The 16,594-nt window shown below is 32.2% G+C and carries 13 protein-coding genes; 7 read left to right on the top strand and 6 right to left on the bottom strand.

Annotation, left to right across the window (positions count from 1 at the left end; genetic code table 11):
* Positions 1–118: 118 nt before the first annotated feature.
* The 3 genes from ACN0WB_RS07590 to ACN0WB_RS07580 form a co-directional block, all read right to left on the bottom strand.
* Positions 119–2,197, bottom strand: a complete 2,079-nt coding sequence (locus tag ACN0WB_RS07590) for a M13 family metallopeptidase (RefSeq protein WP_417430454.1) — start codon at positions 2,195–2,197, stop codon at positions 119–121.
* A 199-nt stretch (positions 2,198–2,396) separates the two neighbouring features.
* Positions 2,397–4,481 (bottom strand): M13 family metallopeptidase, encoded by a 2,085-nt coding sequence (locus tag ACN0WB_RS07585; RefSeq protein ID WP_417430452.1) that lies wholly within the window; start codon positions 4,479–4,481, stop codon positions 2,397–2,399.
* Positions 4,482–4,563: 82 nt separating this feature from the next.
* Positions 4,564–5,391, bottom strand: coding sequence for a head GIN domain-containing protein (locus ACN0WB_RS07580; protein ID WP_417430450.1), 828 nt, complete (start codon positions 5,389–5,391; stop codon positions 4,564–4,566).
* A 74-nt stretch (positions 5,392–5,465) separates the two neighbouring features.
* On the opposite strand from ACN0WB_RS07580, the gene ACN0WB_RS07575 reads away from it, so the two are divergent.
* The 3 genes from ACN0WB_RS07575 to ACN0WB_RS07565 all read left to right on the top strand — a co-directional run bounded on the left by ACN0WB_RS07575 (position 5,466) and on the right by ACN0WB_RS07565 (position 8,419).
* Positions 5,466–7,616 (top strand): M3 family metallopeptidase, encoded by a 2,151-nt coding sequence (locus tag ACN0WB_RS07575; RefSeq protein ID WP_417430448.1) that lies wholly within the window; start codon positions 5,466–5,468, stop codon positions 7,614–7,616.
* Between the two features lie 69 nt (positions 7,617–7,685).
* Entirely contained in the window at positions 7,686–7,907 is a 222-nt protein-coding gene (locus tag ACN0WB_RS07570) for a putative signal transducing protein (protein WP_417430446.1), read from the top strand.
* A gap of 62 nt (positions 7,908–7,969) precedes the next feature.
* A complete protein-coding gene (locus ACN0WB_RS07565; protein ID WP_417430444.1) occupies positions 7,970–8,419 on the top strand; it encodes a DUF4442 domain-containing protein in 450 nt (149 codons plus the stop codon).
* A gap of 2 nt (positions 8,420–8,421) precedes the next feature.
* Here ACN0WB_RS07565 and ACN0WB_RS07560 read toward each other — a convergent pair whose 3' ends face one another.
* Complete coding sequence (locus ACN0WB_RS07560; protein ID WP_417430442.1) at positions 8,422–9,069, bottom strand: DUF4919 domain-containing protein; 648 nt, start codon at positions 9,067–9,069, stop codon at positions 8,422–8,424.
* Between the two features lie 109 nt (positions 9,070–9,178).
* Here ACN0WB_RS07560 and ACN0WB_RS07555 point away from each other — a divergent pair, with 109 nt between their 5' ends.
* Positions 9,179–9,715, top strand: coding sequence for a DUF4142 domain-containing protein (locus tag ACN0WB_RS07555; protein ID WP_417430440.1), 537 nt, complete (start codon positions 9,179–9,181; stop codon positions 9,713–9,715).
* Positions 9,716–9,757: 42 nt separating this feature from the next.
* Positions 9,758–10,105, top strand: coding sequence for a cupredoxin domain-containing protein (locus tag ACN0WB_RS07550; RefSeq protein ID WP_417430439.1), 348 nt, complete (start codon positions 9,758–9,760; stop codon positions 10,103–10,105).
* 103 nt (positions 10,106–10,208) lie between these two features.
* Here ACN0WB_RS07550 and ACN0WB_RS07545 read toward each other — a convergent pair whose 3' ends face one another.
* The gene (locus ACN0WB_RS07545; protein ID WP_417430438.1) at positions 10,209–11,615 is read right to left on the bottom strand and encodes an APC family permease; all 1,407 of its coding nucleotides are present in this window, start codon (positions 11,613–11,615) and stop codon (positions 10,209–10,211) included.
* Positions 11,616–11,731: 116 nt separating this feature from the next.
* Here ACN0WB_RS07545 and ACN0WB_RS07540 point away from each other — a divergent pair, with 116 nt between their 5' ends.
* A complete protein-coding gene (locus ACN0WB_RS07540; RefSeq protein WP_417430436.1) occupies positions 11,732–12,238 on the top strand; it encodes a DUF4920 domain-containing protein in 507 nt (168 codons plus the stop codon).
* Positions 12,239–12,317: 79 nt separating this feature from the next.
* Here ACN0WB_RS07540 and typA read toward each other — a convergent pair whose 3' ends face one another.
* Positions 12,318–14,123 carry a translational GTPase TypA gene (gene typA, locus ACN0WB_RS07535; protein ID WP_417430434.1) on the bottom strand — a complete coding sequence of 602 codons (1,806 nt, stop codon included), beginning with the start codon at positions 14,121–14,123 and terminating at the stop codon, positions 12,318–12,320.
* 155 nt (positions 14,124–14,278) lie between these two features.
* Between typA and ACN0WB_RS07530 the strand changes: the two genes are divergently transcribed.
* Complete coding sequence (locus tag ACN0WB_RS07530) at positions 14,279–16,402, top strand: Tex family protein (protein WP_417430432.1); 2,124 nt, start codon at positions 14,279–14,281, stop codon at positions 16,400–16,402.
* Positions 16,403–16,594 lie beyond the last annotated feature (192 nt).

Below are 16,594 nucleotides of genomic sequence, written 5' to 3'. Positions count from 1 at the left end.
TAAATTTACGATTTTGAAACGGATTTTAGTTTTAAAATTGATTTTTACTTTTCTTTTAATAAATCAAAACCCTTTCAAAGAATTATTGAAAGGGTTTTAAAAATATTAAAATTTAATTTTACCAAATTTTAATTCTATCTTCTGGTGCTTTATAAAGTTTATCACCTGGTTTCAAATTAAACGCTTTTTGGAATGCATCCAAATTAATAATGGGTCCAAATGAACGATAATATCCTGGAGAATGTGGATCCGTTTTTACTTGATTACTAAGCGCTTTATCAGTTGCTTTAGTTCTCCAAACAGTTGCCCAACTCATAAAAAATCTTTGATCTTGTGTTAAACCACTAATTTTTCCTGGATTTCCATGATCTTTAAGATACATTTGAAGCGCATCATACGCAACTGAAGAACCGCCTAAATCCCCAATATTTTCTCCCATTGTGAATTTTCCGTTCACAAAACTTCCTTTTACGGGTTCGTAAGCGCTGTATTGCTCTCCAAGTTTTGTAGTAGCTTTTTCAAAATTTGCTCTATCTGCGTCGGTCCACCAATTATTTAGATTTCCATCACCATCAAATTTAGAACCACTGTCATCAAAACCGTGAGAAATTTCGTGACCAATTACGGCTCCAATTCCACCAAAATTTACTGCAGGATCTGCTTTAAAATTAAAAAAGGGCGGTTGTAAAATGGCGGCTGGGAAAACAATCTCATTATTAGATGAGCTGTAATAAGCATTTACAGTTTGTGGCGTCATTCCCCATTCTGATTTATCAACAGGTTTTCCTACTTTGTCTAATTTTTTATGATAAGACCAATCTGAAACATTTTGGAGATTTGAATATAAAGTTCCTCCTTCAGCTGGAGATTTCAAAGTTAATTTAGAGTAATCTTTCCATTTGTCCGGATAAGCAACTTTCACTGTAAATTTTGATAATTTTTCTTGCGCTTTTGCTTTTGTTGTAGGTGACATCCATTCTAGATTTGCAATATGCTCTTTGAAACCTTTTTTGATATAATCTATCATTGTTAACATTTGCGCTTTTGCTTCTGGCGGGAAATATTTTTCTACATACAATTTACCAAAAGCTTCACCCAGAACTCCATTTACTAAATTTAAACCACGTTTATTCATAGGTTGTTGTTCTTGTTGACCGCGTAAATATTTAGAATAAAAATCAAATTTCATTTGGTCTAAATTCTGAGACAAACTTCCGGCATTTCCAGAAATCATATGAAATTTCATATACTCTTTGAGCAACGGTAAATTTTCTTCAGTAAGAATATTATCTAAATTTTTATAATAATTAAGTTCGCCAATAATTACTTTATCTGTATTTACACCCACAGAAGTAAGATAATTTGGTAAGTCTATGTTTGTAACCAAAGTTTTTAATTGTGCCGTAGTTTCTGGATTGTATCTTAAATCTGCATCTCTTCCTTGTTCTAAAGTTAATAGATAAGATGCTAATTTATCTTCAAAATTTACAATTTTGGAGGCTTCTTGTTCAGAATTATTTTCACCAATAATATTCAACATTGAAGCAACATATTTTTGATATTCTGTTAAAATCTTTGAGTTGGCTTCATTTTTTTTCTGATAATAATCTTTTCCTAAACCTAAAGTTGGACCGCCTAAATAAACTGCATTCATTTTAGAATTTTTCATATCTGCAGAAGCGTACCAATTGTAAAAAGGATTGTCTCCGGTTTTTGTGGCATCTATTAAATATTTTTGCAAATCTGAAATAGAATTTATGGCGTCAATTTTTGCTAAATCTCCTTTAATAGGATTTATCCCGTCTGCATTTCTTTTTGCTACATCTGTAAAAGTAGCATACAAATCTTGAATTTTTTTTCCTTCTGAATTTGCTGCATATTTTTCATCTAAAATTTTGTTTAATATTTGTAATGAAGAATTATCCGTTTCTTCTCGAAGTTCATCAAAAGAACCCCATCGGGAACGGTCTGAAGGGATTTTTGCAGTTTTCATCCAACCGCCATTTACATAATTATAAAAATCATCTTGTGGACGTACAGAAGAATCTCCGTAAGATAAATTTAAACCGACGTCTTTCTTTTCTACAGATTTTGTGGTTTTTGGTTTCATATTTTTGTCAGATTTTTTCTGTGCATTTGAAACATTAAAAAAAACAAGTGTGGAAAGCGTTAAAACACTTATTGTAAGTTTTTTCATTATAAAAAATAAATTAAAAAATTAATGATTGAGTATCTATCAAAGATAATTAAAATAAATAATATTCTGCAAAAAATGTAAGCGCCCCAACTTGAATCGAGCTGCGGCGGAAACGTGAGTGGAAAGCGGTAAAAGAAGTCCAAATAAAAACCATTCTCAAACAGATGAGAATGGTTTTGGAAAAATATAATTTAAAATATTACCAGATTTTGATTCTTTGGTCTGGTGTTTTGTAAAGTTTATCGCCGGGTTTTAAATTAAATGCTTTGTAGAAAGCTTCGGTGTTTACCAAAGGTCCGAAAGATCTAAAATAACCGGGAGAATGCGGATCTGTTTTCACTGCATTTTCTTTACTTTTGTCTGTCGCCATGGTTCTCCAAACCGTTGCCCAAGAAAGAAAAAATCTTTGATTTTGTGTATAACCGCTAATTTTACCAGGAGTTCCGTGGTCTTTAAGGTACATTTGAAGTGCGTCAAAAGCGATATTTACACCACCTAAATCTGCAATATTTTCACCGTTGGTAAAAGTTCCATTTACGAAACTTCCTTTTACAGGTTCGTATTTGTCATACTGTGAAGCTAAAGCTTTGGTAACTTTCGTGAAATTTGCTTTATCGGCAGGAGTCCACCAATCTTTAAGATTTCCATCACCGTCAAATTGTGCACCTTGATCATCAAAACCATGTGTCATTTCGTGACCTATTACTGCGCCAATTCCACCAAAATTAATTGCAGGATCTGCTTTGAAATTAAAAAATGGCGGTTGTAAAATTGCAGCTGGAAAAACGATTTCGTTATTAATAGGATTGTAATATGCGTTTACCGTTTGTGGCGTCATTCCCCATTCTGATTTATCAACTGGTTTACCAATTTTATCTAAATTTCTTTGGTTTTCCCACATTGCAACGCTTTCTAAATTACTGTAAAGTGAACCACCTTGCGCTTCTGATTTAATATCTAATTTAGAATAATCTTTCCATTTATCTGGATAAGCGACTTTTACTGTAAATTTATTTAATTTGTCTAAAGCTTTTGCTTTGGTTGTAGAAGACATCCATTTTAAATCATTGATGTGCATTGCAAAACTTTTTTTCAAGTAACCAATTAATTCTACCATTTCAGTTTTGGCTTCTGCAGGAAAATATTTATCTACATATAATTTACCAAAAGCCTCCCCTAAAACGCCATTAATTAATTGATAACCTCTCTTGTTTAAAGCTCGTTGTTCTTTTTGTCCTCTCAAATATTTGCTATAGAAATCAAATTTTGCATTATCCAAATCTTCAGATAAATATTGTGCACTTCCAGATAATAAATGAAATTTCATATAATCTTTAATGAGCGGTAAATCTTCTGCATTAAGAAATTTATCTAAATTTTGATAATATTTTAATTCACCAATAATAACTCTATCCGTATTTACACCAATACTTTTTAAATAAGCAGGAAGATCTACATTCTTAACCAAAGTTTTTAGTTCAGGTAAATTTTTTGGATTGTACATTAAATTTGTATCGCGCATTTGCTCATTTGTAAGAAGTGTCATTGCCATTTCTTTTTCAAAAGCTACAATTTTTGCTGCTGTTTCGGAAGGATTTGCATAACCCAATTTACCCAACATTGTTGCTACATATTTTGTGTATTCTGCAATTACTTCAGTATTTTTTGGACTGCTTTTTTGGTAATAATCTCTCCCAAGTCCTAAAGATGCATCACCTAAATAAACCGCATTCATTTTAGAATTTTTCAAATCACCATCTATTCCCCATCCGTAAAAAGGATTATTTCCTTCTGCTGTAGCTTGAGCGATATATTTTTGTAAATCTTCAAGATTTTGAATGGCATCTATTTTCGCCAAATCTCCTTTGATAGGATTCATTCCATCTGCATTTCTTTTTGCAGTATCCATATAAGTTTGGTACAAATCCTGAATTTTTTGACCTTCACTATTTGGAGCAAATTTCTCGGTAAGTAAGGAATTCAAAATCGTCATTGAATGATTATCTGTGTCTTCCGCCAATTTATTGAAACTTCCCCAACTGGTTTTATCTGAAGGAATTTTCGCAGTTTTCATCCAAGTTCCATTTACATAATTATAAAAATCATCTTGCGGACGTACAGATTTGTCCATATCAACAAGCGTTAATCCGTTTTCTGTGGTTTTTACCATAGTTTTTACGGGTTTTGTTAAAGTTTTATTCTTTGTCGCATTCTGTTGCGCCATAGATAAATTAAAAGAAAGTACTCCCATAAATGCAAGAACACCGATATTAAGATTTTTCATAAGAAAGAATTTATTTCTAAAATAGTCGGAAATGTTTTTAATATGTTACGAATTAATTTAAATAATTATGCAAAAGTTATATTTATCTAATAGAAATATCTCCACCACTACTTTTTTGAATATTTTGAGTTTTCAAAGAACCAGTTTTTTCAATATTAATATCACCACTTGAACTTGCAGAACCACTCAAATTTTCTGAAACCTGCATAGAAATATCTCCAGAACTAGAAGCTTGCAAATCTGCATTTTTTGTATTAAATCTTGTCGCATCTAATTTCCCTGAAGATGAAGCGTGAAAAGTAGTATTTGTGGCGGAACCAGAAATTTCGGCATCACCGGAAGAGGAAACAGAACCAGAAAAATCTATCGCCCAAATTTTTCCTGTAAATGAACCACTGCTTGAAACTTGAAGACTGAATTTATTAGCTTCTAAATTTCCTGTAATATCTGCCGAACTAGAAGCTTTTACATCTATTTTATCTTGGGTAAATTTATCTTTGACTACAATTTTAGCACTCGAACTTGCAGTTAATCCACTAAAATCTTTTGCAAAAATGGTTGCTTTTACTGATGAAGAATTTCTAATATTTAAATTTGGTTTAAAATGTATTTTTAATTCTCCACCGCTTTTTTCTACCAAAACTTCATTTAATAAATCTGAGGGTGCAGAAATCACAATTTTTTCTACATCAGATTTTATAACTTCGGCGTGAATTCCGCTGGAAACTCTTATGGCATCAAAATCCATATTATATGTTTTATGTTGAAACTCTCCAGTTCCATTAATGGTTTTTGAACTAGAAAAAAGATTACTAAAACTGTCACCGTCAGAATCTTTATCATTAACTTTTATACTACAAGAAGTGATTAAAGCTAAAGGAATTAAGAAAAAAAATGAGGATGTTTTCATAGTTGATTATTTTAAGTTAATAAATTTAGATAAAAATAGTATATTTAGACCTATAAAAATATAACAATTTAACAATGAAAAATATTACATCGGTAGTTTTACTTTCATCATTAGGACTTGGAATTTCTTGTTCTACTATGAAACCAACTGCTTCTACACCTATGAAAGATTCTACAACAATGGCAGATGCTTCCATTAAAAGCAATCCATTTTACAAAAAAAGTTCACTTCAATATCAAGCGCCAGAATTTGATAAAATTAAAGATTCAGATTTTAAACCCGCTTTCGATTATGGTTTAAAAGTAAACGAAGCAGAAATAGAAGCAATAGCAAATAACAAAGCTGCACCAACTTTTGAAAACACAATTCTTGCGTTAGAAAATAGCGGTAAAGTTTTAGGACGAGCAACGATGGTTTTTTATAATCTTACAAGTTCAAACACCAATCCAACTTTACAAAAAATTGAAGCAGATTATGCGCCGATTTTTGCTGCACATAACGACAAAATTTATTTAAATTCTTCCATTTTTAACAGAATTAAAGCCATAAAAACTGAAGGTTTAGATGCAGAAGATTTGCGTTTAATAGAAGTTTATAAAGAGCGTTTTGAACTTGCAGGTGCAGATCTTACTGATGCACAGAAAGTGAAAATGAAAAAGATAAATGCAGAATTGGCAACACTTTCTACAGTTTTTGCCAGTAAATTATTAGAAGCACGTAAAAATGGTGCAGTTCTAATTTCTGATGTTAAAGAATTAGATGGTCTTTCTCCAGATGAATTAGCCGCGGCAAAAAAAGACGCGACAGATTCTGGTCACGACGGAATGTACCAATTGACTTTATTAAATACGACGCAACAACCTTTACTTCAAAATTTAAAAAACAGAGCTACGCGTGAAAAATTATTTAAAGCTTCGTGGTACAGAGCTGAAAAAGGTGACGCAAATGACACAAGAGCAACTTTAGAAAAAATTGCTTTACTCAGAATGGAAAAAGCACATTTGATGGGTAAAAAATCTTATGCAGAACTCAATCTTTTAGATCAAATGGCGAAAACGCCAGAAAATGCTTTACATCTTTTATCACAATTGGCAACTCCAGCTGTGGCGCAAGCAAAAGTAGAAGAAGCAGATATTCAAGCTTTAATTGATTCTCAAAATGGTGGTTTCAAAGTTGAACCATGGGATTGGAATTTCTATGCAGAACAAGTGAGAAAAGCAAAATATGATTTAGATGAAAATGAAATTAAACCTTATTTTGAAGTGAATACGGTTTTAGAAAAAGGTGTTTTTTACGCTGCAAAAGAATTTTACGGAATTACTTTTAAAGAAAGACCAGATTTACCAGTTTATCAACCGGACGTAAAAGCGTATGAAGTTTTCGACAGAGATGGAAAATCTATCGCGATTTATTATTTGGATTTTTTCACCAGAAGTAACAAAAGCGGTGGAGCTTGGATGAATAATTTTGTAAACCAATCTTATTTAGACGGAACAAAACCGGTGATTGTGAATGTTTTTAATTTCCAAAAACCAGCACCAGGAAAACCTTCATTAATTTCTTTCGATGATGTTACAACTATGTTTCATGAGTTTGGTCACAGTTTACACGGAATGTTTGCAAGCCAAAAATATGCAACAATTTCCGGAACTTCGGTTCCAAGAGATTTTGTAGAATTCCCTTCTCAAATTAATGAATTTTTCGCTCTTGAACCTTCTGTTTTAAAAAATTATGCTTTACAATATCAAACCAAAGAACCAATTCCACAAACTTTAGTAGATAAAATTAAAAAAGCTTCTAAATTTAATGAAGGTTATTCTACCACAGAATTGGTTTCTGCTGCAACTTTAGATATGATGTGGCATTCTGTAACGGATAAATCTCAATTTAAACCCACTTTAGAATTTGAAAAAGATGTTTTAAAAAAATACGGTTTCACTTTAGAAGCAGTTCCACCAAGATATCACACTCCTTATTTTGCACACATTTGGGGAGGAGGTTATGCAGCGGGATATTACGCTTATATGTGGAGCGATTTATTAAAATCTGACGCATGGGATTATATCACAAAACACGGCGGAATGACACGTGAAAACGGCGATAGATTTAGAAAATATATTTTATCTGTTGGTAATTCTAAAGATTTAAATGTCGCATATAAAGAATTTGCGGAAAGAAATCCGAGTATTGCACCTTTATTAAAAGACAAAGGATTTACAAAATAATTCTAAAGTTTAATTAATTAAAACCGTTTCAATTAAATTTGGGACGGTTTTTACTTGAAAGAATAAATTATGAAAACAATTATGCAATCTTCTTTTCTCTACGAAATTGAAGTTATGAAATCTAAACTCGCGTCTAGAAATATCGATTCTTATATTAAGAACGAATATGTAAATAACGTCGCAGTTTTTCCTATTTCGCAAAATTATGAATTGCTCATAAATGAAGATGATTTTGAAAAAGCAGTTGAAATCTTAAATGAAGAAGTTGATTTAGATGAGTCTGAAGAATAAAATTATTATTCATTAAATAGAGAATTTTTGTGAAAACCTTCAATAATTAAGTATTTTTGAAAATGAGTAAATTTCAATTTCACCTTTATCTATTCGCAAAAATCCCAATTTCCTTTTTGGCAGGAGTTAGATTAAAATCTTTAACTGAAACAGAATGCGTCACAAAAGTTAGATTGGCTTGGTTTAATCAAAATCCTTTTAATTCTATGTTTTGGGCAGTTCAAGGGATGGCGGCGGAATTTTCTACAGGAATTATGTGTGCAGAAAAAATTAGAAAATCTGGACTCAAAATTTCAATGTTAGTGACGGAACAATCTGCAGAATTTACAAAAAAAGCGACAGGGAAAATTACATTTACTTGCAACCAAGGTTCAGAAATAGATGCCGTTTTGAAAAAAGCAATTGAAACAAATGAAGGTGTAGAAATAAATTTATTTTCTGAAGGAATTAATGAACTCGGTGAAATCGTTTCAAAATTTCAATTTAAATGGAGTTTTAAAGTGAAGAAATAAAATTAGTCTTTTGCTAAACTTTCATCTTTCATTATTCTAAAAATCAACATTTTTTTTCCATCTTTCCATCGGTCAAAAGTGGCGTCTTTTGTCATTTTAGAAGCACGTTTAAAGGTGTGTAAATTTATTTTTAAAAATCCTGCCAAAACAAATTCATCAGAAACTGACATTACCGTGAAAGCAGAATTTTCATCTTCGCCAGATCCAGATTTCAAAATCGTTTCCAGCAAGCGCCGAAGTTGCATCGCACGTAAACCAAATTCTCTATTATCACTATTTTCTTTAGAAAAAACTTGTAATACAATTGCTAAAACTTCTAAATCTGTAGGATCTTTATATAAAAGTTGATCTGCTTTTTTTATATTTTCCTCAGAATCTCTGCTTCTAAAATTTTTTACAAAATCGAATTTGTCAAAATTAAAACCATCTCTCTTATATTTAGAATAAAATTTTCCATAATACAAATGTTTCATTTCCAAAGAATCAAGCAAAGTTGGATCATATTGAAATCTGAAAACTATTCTTTCATAAAAATATTTAGAAGTAGAATCTTGCACATTGGTTTTGATTTCTTCAAAATTTATTTTGTCTTTTTGAGCTTTGAAAGCAAGTGAAAAGAAACAGAATAATAATAAGTAAAAATTCTTCATTGGAGCCATTTATTTATTTGTCTAAAATATGAAATTTTTTGTATCCTAAATTTAGTTTCTGTATCTAATTACTGTACAAATAATTCTTAACCTATAAAATTTCATAATTATGAAACCAATCAAAAATTTAATTTTAGCAGCCGGCGCATTTGCAGGTGCTATTTTATTAAGCTCAAATGCAAATGCACAATCTACAAAACTTAATGATGCGCAAATTGCACATGTTGCAGTAACCGCGAATCAAATAGACATTAATTATGCGAAGATTGCAGAATCTAAAACCAAAAACCCTCAAGTTTTAAAATTTGCAAAAACGATGGCAACAGATCACTCTGCAATAATTGGTATGGCTACAAAATTAGTAACAAAACTAAAAGTTACGCCAGAAGATAATGCAGTAAGTAAATCATTAAATGCACAAGCTGAAAAAACAAAAAAAGATTTAAAATCTAAAAAAGGCAAAGCTTTTGATAAGGCTTATGTAGATAATGAAGTTGCATATCATACTGCAGTAATTTCTGCCGTAGAAACCGTTTTAATTCCACAAGCACAAAATGCAGAATTAAAAGCCTTATTGCAAAGTGCAGTTCCACTTTTCAAAGAACATTTAGAACATGCAAAAATGTTACAAAAAAGTCTTAAATAAAAGAAAATGAACCAGTTATTTAAATTTAGAAACTTCTGGTTTGTGTGTATTGCGCTCACTTTTGCGAGCTGTAATAAAACAGAACCAGCCAATATAGAACCGGAAGCTACAACAACACAAACTGAGGAAACACTTAAACCATCAGAAACACAAAAGATTTCGATTGTGGGGATGAAATTTACACCAAATGTTATTGAAGCAAAATCGGGCGACACACTAATTTTTACGAATAATGATATTGTTGCTCATAATGTGACGCAGTTACCCGGTAAAAAATGGGCATCACCTCTTCTTCAACCAGGCGAATCTTGGACATTTGTTCCAACACAAAGTGATTCTCTATTTTGCAGTATCCATCCAACAATGAAAGGTTATATAAACTTGCAATAAGTTATATTTTCATGGTTTAGAAGAAAGCTTATCAGATTATTTTGATAAGCTTTTTTCTTTTGATTTATTTTGAAAAATTGATTTTTAATAGAACTTTATAAAATTAAATTTCTTCAATTTCATTAATATTCTTTTTATTTCTATTTATGAAAAGATAAACTGGAACTCCAAGAAGAATTAAAATAAATCCGGGCCATGTATATTGTGGTTTGTAGAAAATTAAAAGAACACAAAACGTAGTTCCAATTAATAAATAAATTAATGGTGTAATTGGATAAAGCCACGTTTTATAAGGACGTTCCAATTCCGGACTTTTAAATCTTAAATAAATAACGCCAAAAACGGTAATCATATAAAAGAGTACAATTACAAATGAAATCATATCTAGTAAATCACCATATTGTCCACTCAATGCTAAAACGCACGCCCAAAAACATTGCATCCAAAGTGATTTTCCCGGAACTCCATTTTTATTATTTTCTATTGCTGCTTTAAAAAACAAACCATCTTTTGCCATAGTTTGAAACACACGAGAACCAGCGAAAACCATCCCATTAATACAACCAAAAGTAGAAATCATAACTAAAACTGCAATGATAATTGTTCCCACCTCACCGAAAATTTGTTGTGACGCAGCAACTGCAGTTCTATCTTTTAAGGCAAAAGCAATTCCGTCACGATCTAAAACATTCAAATAAACTAAATTGATTAATAAATACAAAACCATTACAACGGAAGTTCCCAAAACCATTGATTTTACAACATTCTTTTTAGGATTTTCTATTTCCCCCGACATAAAAGTTACATTTTCCCAAGCCACAGAACTAAAAACGGAACCAACCATCGCAGCTGCAATTCCGCCCATTAAAGCCAAACCAGAAATGGGTTGCCATGACGTATTTTTTAAATTTTGAAAAACTTGAGTTCCAAAACTCATGTTTTCTGACCAATGTGAATTTTTAACTAAAATAAAACCGAGAAAAATAATTCCCAAAAGAGCGATTATCTTTGCTGCTGTAAAAATATCTTGAACAATTTTTCCATTTTTAATTCCTCGGGTATTAATGTATGTAAGAAAAATAATAACAAAAATTGAGAGAATTTGAATCCAAGTGATTTGAAATTCTCCTTGTTGAAAAATGGGTGCCGCTTCGTTTAAACTTGGAATTAAATAAGCGGTAAACTTACTGAAAGCCATTGCAACAGCGGCAATTGTTCCAGTTTGAATGACGGTAAAAAGTCCCCATCCGTAAAGGAAACCTGACATTTTTCCAAATATTTTTGTGATATAAGTATATTGTCCGCCAGCTTTTGGAAATAAAGCGGAAAGTTCTCCATAACTAATTGCAGCGGCAATTGTCATTACTCCGGTAATAATCCAAACGACGATGAGCCAAAATCCAGAACCTAAATTTCGCATCATATCTGCACTCACAATAAAGATTCCAGAGCCAATCATAGAACCCATTACAAGCATAACGGCATCCCAAAGTTTCAGTTTTCTATTCATTAGTTTTTATTTTGAATTATCAAATATAATTTTTTTCAAGATAATTTAATACGTATTTCTGAATTCCTTTAATAAAAATTAAAAAGAAAGTTCTATTTTTACCAAAATTAAGAAAAATGAAAAAAATATTTTTAGCTTTAATATTATCTTTTAGCACTTTGACTTTTGCACAAACCGAAAAGGCAAAAAAGAGCGGGCCGCCCGAAGGAAAAGCATTAACTGGAGAAATCTATGGAGCTGCGGTCACAGAAACGTCTGTAAAAAATGCAATAAGTGCAACCCAATTAGAAAAAAAATTATTAAAAAACAATAAGATAGAAAATGTTTCCATCAAAGGAAGAGTGACGCAAGTTTGCGAAGAAGAAGGTTGTTGGTTAACAATAAAAACAGACAGCAAAAATCGATTTTTTGTAAAAACAAAAGATCATGCTTTCTTAGTTCCTTTAGCTTTAAATGGTAAAAACGTAGTATTAACCGGAAACGCAGAATTGAAAATGACTTCTGTAGAAGAGTTAAAACACTACGCAGAAGATGCGAAAAAATCCAAAGAAGAAATTGCGATGATTACAAAACCAAAACAAGAAGTAAGATTTATGGCAAGTGGAATAAAAGTAGTAGATTAAATTATATCATTTCATAAATAAACCCAAAAAAGAATCCGTTCCGAATTGTTCGGGACGGATTTTTTATATTTAATGAGAATTACGATTTCGCCATTCTGTCATTTCTTTTTCTTTCTTCTTCAGATAAGATTTTTTTACGCATTCTGATGAAGTTCGGCGTAATTTCTATCGCTTCATCTTCCTGAATATACTCCATACATTCTTCTAAAGAGAATAATGTTTTCGGTGCAATATTTCCATCTTTATCTTTCCCAGCTGCACGGATGTTGTTTAATTGTTTTGCTTCTACAATATTTACAACCAAATCTCCCGGTTTATTTTGCTCACCGATAATCATACCTCCATAAATTTCTTCGCCTGGATCCACATAAAAACGACCTCTATCTTGTAATTTTGCAATAGAATATTCAGTTGCAGGACCTTGTGATTTACTTACCAAAACACCATTACTTCTTCCTGGAATTGCACCTTTGAAAGGTTTATATTCTAAGAAACGGTGTGCCATAATTGCTTCTCCTGCAGTTGCAGTTAACATTTGAGAACGCAAACCGATTAATCCACGAGATGGAATTTCAAATTCCAAATGCTGCATTTCACCTTTTGTTTCCATAATATGAAGATCACCTTTTCTTTGCGTTGCTAAATCAATAACTCTAGAAGCAAATTCTGCAGGAACATCTACCACCATACTTTCATAAGGTTCACATTTTACACCATCTATTTCTTTTATAATTACTTGCGGTTGTCCAATGGTCATTTCATAGCCTTCTCTTCGCATAGTTTCAATTAAAACAGATAAGTGTAAAATACCACGTCCGAAAACTAAAAATGTATTTGCATCATCAGTTGGTTCTACTCTTAAAGCTAAATTTTTCTCTAACTCACGCATCAATCTCTCTTTCAAATGATTTGATGTAACGTATTTTCCGTCTTTTCCAAAGAAAGGGGAATTATTTATTGAGAACGTCATGTTTAAAGTGGGCTCATCAATTGCCGTTCTTGGTAATGGATCCGGATTTTCAAGATCTACAAATGAATCACCAATTTGGAATTTATCAAAACCTACAATTGCACAAATATCACCTGCTTTTACTTCCTGCACTTTTTTCTTTCCAAGACCTTCAAAAACGTATAATTCTTTTACTTTTCCTTTTACAATTTTGCCATCTTCTTGCGCCAAACCAATCCATTGAGATTCTTTTACAGAACCTTGAATGATTTTACCAATCGCAATTCTTCCTAAAAATGAAGAGAAATCCAAAGAAACAATTTGCATTCTAAGTGGACCTTCTTTAGCTTCTGGAGCGGGAACATATTGCAGAATACCATCTAATAATGGGAAAATATTTTCTGTTTGTTCTGTAGTGGTATTAAACCAACCTTGTTTAGAAGAACCATAAAAAGCTGGAAAATCCAATTGTTCTTCTGTTGCATCAAGATTAAAAAATAAGTCGAAAACTTGATCGTGAACTTCTTCTGGTCTGCAGTTGGGTTTATCCACTTTATTAATTACCACAACTGGTCTTAAACCTAATTCTAAAGCTTTTTGCAAAACGAAACGCGTTTGCGGCATCGGACCTTCAAACGCATCTACTAATAATAAAACACCATCTGCCATTTTCAAAACACGCTCTACTTCTCCACCGAAATCGGCGTGACCGGGCGTATCAATTACATTAATTTTTGTACCGTGATACATCACAGAAATATTTTTAGACAAAATGGTAATTCCACGTTCTCTTTCAAGATCGTTATTATCCATTATTAATTCACCAGTTTCCTGATTATCTCTAAAAACACTTGTGGCATGGATTATTTTATCAACCAAAGTTGTTTTTCCGTGGTCAACGTGGGCAATAATTGCGATATTTCTAATATTTTGCATACTTATTTTTTACGAGTGCAAAAGTAATCATTTTTCGTGAATTATTATTAATGTAATTATTATTATAATTCTTTGTTTAAAATTGAATATTTACTAAATTAAATAATTGCCTACAAATCCTTTAAACATTACATTTGTTACTTTAAATTTCTAAAATGACCAATATAAACTTCATCCAAGAAAGAATTAATATTTCTTCTAAGAGTATTGAAAACACTTTAAAACTTTTTTCCGAAGATTGCACGATTCCCTTTATCGCGCGCTACCGAAAAGATACTACAGGAAATTTAAACGAAGTGCAAATTGAAGATATTTATAAACTTAATCACCAGTTTTTTGAAATTTTAAAACGTAAAGAAAATATTTTAAAATCTATGGAAGAGCAAGATGCTTTGACAGCAGATTTAAAACAAAGAATTGAAAGCAGTTTCGACTTACAGGAACTTGAAGATTATTATCTACCCTTTAAAAAGAAACGCAAAACCAAAGCCGATTCTGCGCGGGAAAATGGTTTAGAACCTTTCGCAAAGATCATTATGGCGCAAAATTCTTCCAATTTAAATTCATTAGCACAAAAATATTTAAACGACAATATTCAGACTGTTGATGAAGCTTTCCAAGGCGCGCGCGATATTATGGCAGAATGGATTAATGAAAATATTTATGTCCGAAAAAACTTGCGTAGATTATTTCAAAAAACGGCTTTAATAACTTCAAAAGTGATTAAAACAAAATTAGAAGAAGATGCTGCACAAAAATTCAAGCAATATTTCGACTGGCAGGAAAGTTTAAATAGAATTCCTTCACACCGTTTGTTGGCAATTCTTCGCGCTGAAACTGAAGGTTTTGTCCGGACGAAAATTGAGGTCGATAAAAATGAAGCTTTAAATTTTATCGACAAATCCATCGTAAAAAATAATTCAGAAAGTGCCGAACAGATTTATTTAGCCATTGAAGATTCTTATAAAAGACTACTCGAACCTTCCCTTTCCACCGAAGTTTTAGCCGAAGCCAAAGCCAAAGCCGATGAAAAATCAATCCAGGTTTTTGCGGAAAATTTAAGCCAGTTATTGCTCGCGCCACCTTTAGGCGAAAAAAGAATTCTCGCGATTGATCCCGGTTTCAGAACGGGATGCAAAGTGGTTTGTCTGGATGAAAAAGGTGATTTATTGCACAATGAAACTATTTTCCCACATCCACCACAAAACGAAACGGCGATGGCGGTGAAAAAAATTAAATCTTTAATATCCGCTTATAATATAGAAGCGATTTCTATTGGCAACGGAACGGCGGGGCGGGAAACCGAGTTTTTCATTAAAAAGATCCGCTTTGACAGAGATTTACAGGTTTTCGTGGTTTCCGAAGCGGGCGCGTCTATTTATTCGGCGAGTAAAATTGCTAGAGAAGAATTTGGAAATTATGACGTCACCGTTCGGGGCGCGGTTTCCATTGGCAGAAGATTGTCGGATCCTTTGGCGGAATTGGTGAAAATTGATGCAAAATCAATCGGAGTCGGACAATACCAACACGATGTGGATCAATTAAAATTAAAAAACGAACTGGATTCTGTAGTGATGCGATGCGTGAATTCTGTCGGAATTAATCTAAACACGGCAAGTAAATCTCTATTAAGCTACGTTTCTGGAATCGGTGAAAAAATGGCAGAAAATATTGTGAATTTCCGCACAGAAAATGGTGCTTTCCAAAGCCGAAAGGAATTGAAAAAAGTACCGCGTTTGGGTGAAAAAGCCTTTCAGCAATCTTCTGCGTTTTTGCGTATTCACAATGCAAAAAACCCTTTGGATAATTCTTCCGTTCATCCCGAAACTTATGATTTGGTAGAAAAAATGGCAAAAAATTTAAAATTAAAATCTGAAGAACTGATTGGCAATAAAGAGAAAATTAAGTTAATAAATCCCGAAAACTATATTTCTGAAAACATCGGGGTTTTAGGCATAAAGGATATTTTAAAGGAACTCGAAAAACCCGGTTTAGACCCGAGAAAATCTGCAAAAGTCTTTGAGTTTGACCCCAATTTAAAATCCATAAAAAATCTAAAAGCAGGAATGACCGTTCCTGGAATTGTGAACAACATCACGGCTTTTGGCTGCTTCGTTGATTTGGGAATCAAAGAAAGCGGCCTTGTGCATATTTCCCAATTAAAAGAAGGTTTTGTGTCAGACGTCAATGAAGTCGTAAAATTGCAGCAGCAAGTAATGGTGAAGGTTTTGGAAGTAGATGAAGACCGGAAACGCGTGCAGTTAACGATGGTTTTATAAATGAGAGTTTGAAATTATTATTCACTTTTTTGTTATTAATATTATGATTTAAAGAAATAATTTTTTTACATTTACTATATAATAAAGTATCACGGAAGTGATACATATCCCACCTAATTTGGGTGGATATGTATCATTTTATGATACATATAAACAAGTTATGTGCCATTTTTGAATGACAATGCGAATAGA

It is taken from the genome of Halpernia sp. (assembly GCF_048269545.1).
In the GTDB taxonomy this organism is placed as follows: domain Bacteria; phylum Bacteroidota; class Bacteroidia; order Flavobacteriales; family Weeksellaceae; genus Halpernia.
Note: the sequence above shows the minus strand (reverse complement) of the source record. Positions and strands in the feature narration are given on the sequence as shown.

Coding starts and splice junctions, on each gene's coding strand:
- ACN0WB_RS07590 (WP_417430454.1), bottom strand. CDS start 2,197: ATGAAAAAACTTACAATAAGTGTTTTAACGCTTTCCACACTTGTTTTT.
- ACN0WB_RS07585 (WP_417430452.1), bottom strand. CDS start 4,481: ATGAAAAATCTTAATATCGGTGTTCTTGCATTTATGGGAGTACTTTCT.
- ACN0WB_RS07580 (WP_417430450.1), bottom strand. CDS start 5,391: ATGAAAACATCCTCATTTTTTTTCTTAATTCCTTTAGCTTTAATCACT.
- ACN0WB_RS07575 (WP_417430448.1), top strand. CDS start 5,466: ATGAAAAATATTACATCGGTAGTTTTACTTTCATCATTAGGACTTGGA.
- ACN0WB_RS07570 (WP_417430446.1), top strand. CDS start 7,686: ATGAAAACAATTATGCAATCTTCTTTTCTCTACGAAATTGAAGTTATG.
- ACN0WB_RS07565 (WP_417430444.1), top strand. CDS start 7,970: ATGAGTAAATTTCAATTTCACCTTTATCTATTCGCAAAAATCCCAATT.
- ACN0WB_RS07560 (WP_417430442.1), bottom strand. CDS start 9,069: ATGAAGAATTTTTACTTATTATTATTCTGTTTCTTTTCACTTGCTTTC.
- ACN0WB_RS07555 (WP_417430440.1), top strand. CDS start 9,179: ATGAAACCAATCAAAAATTTAATTTTAGCAGCCGGCGCATTTGCAGGT.
- ACN0WB_RS07545 (WP_417430438.1), bottom strand. CDS start 11,615: ATGAATAGAAAACTGAAACTTTGGGATGCCGTTATGCTTGTAATGGGT.
- ACN0WB_RS07540 (WP_417430436.1), top strand. CDS start 11,732: ATGAAAAAAATATTTTTAGCTTTAATATTATCTTTTAGCACTTTGACT.
- typA (WP_417430434.1), bottom strand. CDS start 14,123: ATGCAAAATATTAGAAATATCGCAATTATTGCCCACGTTGACCACGGA.
- ACN0WB_RS07530 (WP_417430432.1), top strand. CDS start 14,279: ATGACCAATATAAACTTCATCCAAGAAAGAATTAATATTTCTTCTAAG.